Source organism: Streptomyces atratus, assembly GCF_040655115.1.
GTDB classification, from domain to species: Bacteria; Actinomycetota; Actinomycetes; order Streptomycetales; family Streptomycetaceae; genus Streptomyces; species Streptomyces atratus_D.
Genome location: NZ_JBFAJH010000123.1, coordinates 1 through 4,076, shown reverse-complemented (window position 1 = coordinate 4,076; position 4,076 = coordinate 1). Strand labels below are relative to the sequence as shown.

Sequence of the window (4,076 nt, the reverse complement as noted above, 5' to 3'; positions counted from 1 at the left end):
ACCCGGTCCCTATTAGTTACGTGGAATCACACGCCGCGGGATGCAGCTCGTATTCTGCGGCGTCCCCACGTACTGAGGAGATCCGTTGGGCAGCGCGGTGGTGTTGGAGGAGAAGTGGCCGGTCCTTGGCCGGCACGAGAGGGCAGCCGAGTGGCTGCGAATATGGACGGACCTGGGGCGGGCACCTCGAACGATCGATGCGTACGCGCGGGGACTTGCTGAGTACCTGCTGGTCTGCGAGCGCGACGGAATCGACCCGATTACCGCCAAGCGTCTGCACGTGGCGGCGTTCGTGAAGGAGCTGGCAACGCGGCCAAGCCGTCGGGGAGGCAATGTCGTCGTCTTGGACTCCGGGGCCGGCTTGGCGAACGCGACGCTGCAGCAACGCTTGGTGCCGGTGCGGCTGTTCTACGACTACCTCATCGAGGAGGGGCTGCGGGCGTCCAACCCGGTCGGCCGCGGCCGCTACACCCCCGGCCGGAACTTCGGCGGGCACCAGCGAGGGCTGGTGCCTCGCCTGACGAAGCTGCCGTGGATCCCGAGCGAACAGCAGTGGCTCGACCTGCTGGACGTCGCGCGTGAGGAACCCGTACGCAACCGCGTCATGCTCGCCCTCGCCTACGACGCGGCTCTGCGGCGCGAAGAGCTGTGCTCGCTGCGGACCGACGACCTTGACCCCGCCCACCGGACCCTGCGGATTCGGGCCGAGACGACGAAGACCCGGCGCGAGCGCGTCGTCCCCTACTCGGCGGCGACCGGGGTTCTGCTGTCCGGCTATCTCACGCATCGGGCCACGATCAGCCGGGCCCGCGGGCCGCTGTTCTTGTCTGAGTCGCGCCGCAACTACGGTCAGCCGCTGACCCTGTGGACCTGGTCGAAGGTGATTCGTCGCGTTGGTCTCGCCGCCGACCTGCCTCGGTTCTCGACACACACCACACGCCACCTGTGCTTGACGGACCTGGCCCGGATGGGCTGGGAACTGCACGCCATCGCCTCTTTTGCCGGGCATCGCAGCACCGAGTCGACGCTGACCTACATCCACCTCTCGGGCCGCGACCTGGCGGAGAAGCTGAACCGGGGCATGCAGCAGATCCATTCCTGGCGCGTGGACATGCTCACCCGCACCTCCGCGGCGGTCGCCGAGTGACCACACAGCCGAGTACGGCAGCCATACCGCCGACAAGCACTCCGACCTGGGCACCGGTCATCGACCTGGCCCACTATGACTGTCGCGGCCTGCTCACTGAGGCTGAGGCGGAAGCACTTCGGACACTCAACTTCGATCAGATCCGGCGAGACGGCCTCAGGCGCGACTCGCTGCCCCTTCGGCCGGTGGCCCGGCTGGTGAGGCCGTTGGCAGACATTCTCACCGGTCTGCACTGGCCGCCTAACGACCATCATCAGCGTCGGTTCGCGCGGGACGCGGCCGGGCTGGTGCTGATCCGCTGTGGCGAGCTTCGCCAAGCCTTCTGGGGTTGGGCAGCGGACGACTGGGTCGACCTGATCAACGCCAGCGGCGCTGATTTCCGGCGCTCATGGGGCGGCCAGATCGGCCCCAACGCCCGGCCCTTCGTGCTCATCTACGCCTACCTGCTCGGCGAGTTCACTGCCTTCGACCGGCTCGGTCGCTTCATGCGGCCGACCCTGGCCCGTCGGGTGTTCGGCGCCGATCTCGTCGACGATGCCGTCCAACAGATCTGCAAGGTTCTGGCCGACTGGGGCTATCGCCGTGACGCCGCCAAGCTGGCCGCGGTGATCTGCCAGATGCTGCTACTGAACCGCAGCCCGCTGCTGGAGGACCTGTCGACCGAGGCCCTGGCCGCACTCCGAGGCCATCCCGCGATGAGCGGGCAGTGGGGCAAGGACCTCTACGGCCTCCACCGGGCGGTCGCGGCACTCGGCCACGCGGACCCGCCACCGTCGGGGCATGAGGCCGGACCGGCCGCGATGGAGGGCGTCCCAGGGCCGTGGGCGGCGTCGGTTGAGCATTGGTACGCGACATCGACGCTGACTCCGAAGATCCGCAGAGGTTACCGCAGCGTGCTCGCGAAGATCGGCCGTTGGCTAGCCTCCGAGCACCCAGAGATCATCGAGCCCGGTCAGTGGACTCGCCAGACGTGTGCGTCCTGGGTCGCAGCCGTGGACCGGATGGCCGTCGGTGATTTCTCGCAGTGGACCCATGGCATGCGCTCGCAGGACCGTCTGGGGAAACCGCTCACGCCGCAGACGAAGTCCGGCTATCTCAAAGTGCCGCGCGCGTTCTTCCGTGACCTGCACGAATGGGAGTTGATCCCGCGCAGGTTCGACCCGGCCCATGCCCTGAGGACTCCGCGAAGCGTTCGCGCGCTGATGGGGCCGGACCCGCGGGTGATCGCCGATGACATCTGGGCCAAGCTGCTTTGGGCGGGCCTGAATCTCGAGCCCGGCGACCTCCCAACCGCGGACGGTCGCACCTATCCGGTCGCGTTGATTCGGGCCATCACCCTGGCCTGGCTGTTCGCCGGTCAACGCAGTGACGAGATAGCCCGGTTCCGGGTGGGCTGCATCCGCTGGCAGCACGACGGCCTGCCCATTCCCGGTGATTCCGGCGAGGTTCTCGCCCGCGACGCCGTCTGCCTGCTGGACGTGCCGACCCACAAGACCGGCACCGCGTTCACCAAGCCCGTCGACCCCCTACTCGGCCAGGCCATCGAGGCATGGCAGGCCGTCAGGCCGACCCAGCCGCCGATGCTCGACCGCAAGACCAACGAGTACGCGGACTTCCTGTTCGCCCACCGCGCCCGCCGGGTCGCCAAGCACTACATCAACACGGCGATCATCCCCATGCTCTGCCGCAAGGCCGGCGTCCCCACCGCCGACGTCCGCGGCAACATCACCAGCCACCGGGCCCGATCCACCATCGCCAGCCAGCTCTACAACGCCAAGGAGCCCATGACGCTCTTCGAACTACAGGAATGGCTGGGTCACCGGACTCCCGAGGCGACCTCGCACTACGCGAAGATCACCCCGAACACGCTGGCCAGGGCCTACAACGACGCCGGCTACTTCGCGAGGAACGTGCGCACCATCGAGGTCCTCGTCGACCGCGACGCGGTCACCTCCGGCGCCACCGCCAGCGGCGAGCCCTGGCAGTACTTCGATCTCGGCCACGGCTGGTGCACCTACACCTTCTTCGAGCAGTGCCAGCACCGCATGGCCTGCGCACGCTGCGACTTCTACACTCCCAAGGGCTCCAGCAAGGGCCAGCTCCTGGAGGCGAAGGAGAACCTGCAGAAGATGCTGGCCAGCATCCCGCTCACCGACGACGAACGCGACGCAGTCGACGACGGGCAGGCCGCCCTCGACCAGCTCCTGGAGCGACTCACCGACGTTCCCACCCCGGCCGGACCGACCCCCCGGCAGATCGGGCTGCCAGCCACCGCGACGTTCCTGCCAATCATCGCCGTTCGCCAAGGGCCGTCTGGGCCAGACAGGGCGTGCTCAGAGACCAATCCTGGTTGCTGATAGCCCGCTGCCAGCCATCGAAAGCACGGGAGGTCCATGCCCCGCATAATGCGGGGCATGGACCCACGCTCGGAGCTGCTTCCGCCACCAGTGGAGCAACAACACCTTGAGGAGATCTGCAGCGAGATCGAGCGGATCGGAGACCTGATTGCTCGCGGCGGACCGGCAGACGACGCAGTCGCGGCCTTCAATGAAAGAACCGGACACGAGTACGTCTCCCTCGACTTCACCGAGTACTACGGGTGGCGCGACCTGCAGGACTTCGCCCGTGAAGCCGCCCGGCCAGCATGGCCGAAGCTGCCCGACATCACTCGCGACGAACTCGCCGAAATCGTCCGCAGAGTCCTGGCCAATGACCCCGAGGCCGACTACTACCTGCGGCTTTTCGAAGTCAACGTGCCCCATCCGCAAGCGGCTTCTCTGATCTTCCACCCTCCAACCGAACTACGGGACGCCTCCGCTCAAGCGATCGTTGATGCGGCGCTGAGCTACCGCGCGATCGCCTTGTGACAACCCCAGCGATACGCCCGGGGACTTGACTCACTCATATTCCACAGAAACGGCGGGAAGTC

The 4,076-nt window shown here is 67.3% G+C and carries 3 protein-coding genes; all 3 read left to right on the top strand.

Going from position 1 to position 4,076, the window contains the following annotated elements:
* Positions 1-85: 85 nt before the first annotated feature.
* The 3 genes from AB0I23_RS41250 (at position 86) to AB0I23_RS41240 (ending at position 4,014) form a co-directional block, all read left to right on the top strand.
* The gene (locus AB0I23_RS41250; protein ID WP_359118386.1) at positions 86-1,147 is read left to right on the top strand and encodes a tyrosine-type recombinase/integrase; all 1,062 of its coding nucleotides are present in this window, start codon (positions 86-88) and stop codon (positions 1,145-1,147) included.
* A 197-nt stretch (positions 1,148-1,344) separates the two neighbouring features.
* The gene (locus AB0I23_RS41245; RefSeq protein WP_359118385.1) at positions 1,345-3,504 is read left to right on the top strand and encodes a tyrosine-type recombinase/integrase; all 2,160 of its coding nucleotides are present in this window, start codon (positions 1,345-1,347) and stop codon (positions 3,502-3,504) included.
* A gap of 57 nt (positions 3,505-3,561) precedes the next feature.
* Positions 3,562-4,014, top strand: coding sequence for a hypothetical protein (locus AB0I23_RS41240; protein ID WP_359118383.1), 453 nt, complete (start codon positions 3,562-3,564; stop codon positions 4,012-4,014).
* The last annotated feature ends 62 nt before the right edge of the window (positions 4,015-4,076 follow it).

Bases quoted from the DNA above. Each gene is read 5' to 3' on its own strand.
- AB0I23_RS41240 (WP_359118383.1), top strand. From the start codon at position 3,562: ATGGACCCACGCTCGGAGCTGCTTCCGCCACCAGTGGAGCAACAACAC.